Here is a 1,291-nt window from a genome sequence, read left to right as displayed (position 1 = left end):
GCATGGCATACCAGTCAGAAGCTGGATGTTCCCTACAATATCACCATTCTCCCGCTGCCTCCCCGGGCTCCTGAACTGAACCCGGTGGAAAATCTCTGGCAGTTCCTGCGCAATACATGGCTCTCAAACAGGATCTTCAGAACCTATGACGATATCGTTGATATCGCCTGCCATGCCTGGAACCAGCTCGTCAATCAACCATGGCGCATCATGTCAATCGGACTGCGCAATTGGGCTCATGGGTTATAGCAATCAACGGTTGGTATAAGACCGCCTCGATAAAAAGACGGTTGTCCTGCCCGCTGCGCCCCCGATCCGTTTTCTTGCCAAGGCACAGCGGTTCCATTTTCGCCCATTGGGCGTCTGTCAGTACGAAGCGATCCATACGGATTTTGAATCACATTTGGTGACTTTGAAAAAGCACAATTCCCAACAGACCCCAAAAAGCTTCGAAAAATGCCGTAATCGCTGCGCCACGGTGAACCGGATGGATGGGGAAGAAATACGTCCCACATCCATGCCGGTCCGACGGCGTAATCCGTGTCACCCGGTGTCCCGTCATGGCATGCGGCATCATGGCCCGTTCGGACAGCAGATACGGAAAATTAAATATTTCCCTGATTATATTATCAATAACTTATTGATATTTATATATTTACACCATGGTCCTTATGGCACCAGATGCATACCTCACGTTTACGTTACCTATTTCCGGGTTGCGATCATGCCCCGGTCTATATATCGATGAATATAGATGGTGCCCCGGCAACTACCGGGGTGTGGCCAGAAGACGGTCCGGTTTGAAAGGGGATCATGTCCACGCGAAATGATTGCCGTGCGAACGGGACAGTCATCCAGACCAGATCCATGCCTATGTTTTGGGTTTATACTACGGGCTATCACCTTTGACCTATATGAGCCCATTTTCTGAGGCCGATGGATCGGATGGTCTGTGGCAGGGCGGTGAGGTTGTTCCATGCGGTGCATGCGGCTTCGATGATGTGTTCGATGCCGCTGAACACGGTGTTGGACAGCCAGTTGGCGCGTAGGAACTGCCAGATATTCTCGACCGGGTTCAGTTCGGGCGCGCGGGACGGCAGGAAGATCAGGCTGACGTTGCGCGGCAGTCTGAGTTTGGGTGTCGTATGCCAGCCGGCACGATCGAGCAGGACGACGGCATGCGCTCCGCGTGCGACGCAGCGTGAGATTTCCTCGATATGCAGTTGCATGCTGGCCGTGCCGGTGAACGGCAACACCAGGCCTGCCGCCTTGCCGAGTGCGGGGCAGATGG

General features: G+C 53.8%; 2 protein-coding genes. One reads left to right on the top strand and one right to left on the bottom strand.

All coding sequences use genetic code 11. From position 1 onward, the window contains the following. The coding region (locus GEU01_RS21875) for a transposase (RefSeq protein WP_019087684.1) at positions 1 to 249 on the top strand (249 nt) is incomplete at its 5' end. A 650-nt stretch (positions 250 to 899) separates the two neighbouring features. Here the strand turns inward: GEU01_RS21875 and GEU01_RS21870 are convergent. Further along, a partial coding sequence (locus GEU01_RS21870; protein ID WP_019087683.1) for a transposase occupies positions 900 to 1,291 on the bottom strand: 392 nt, incomplete at its 5' end.

Origin of the sequence: Komagataeibacter europaeus LMG 18890 (genome assembly GCF_000285295.1) — a bacterium.
Classification (GTDB): Bacteria; Pseudomonadota; Alphaproteobacteria; order Acetobacterales; family Acetobacteraceae; genus Komagataeibacter; species Komagataeibacter europaeus.
Note: the sequence above shows the minus strand (reverse complement) of the source record. Positions and strands in the feature narration are given on the sequence as shown.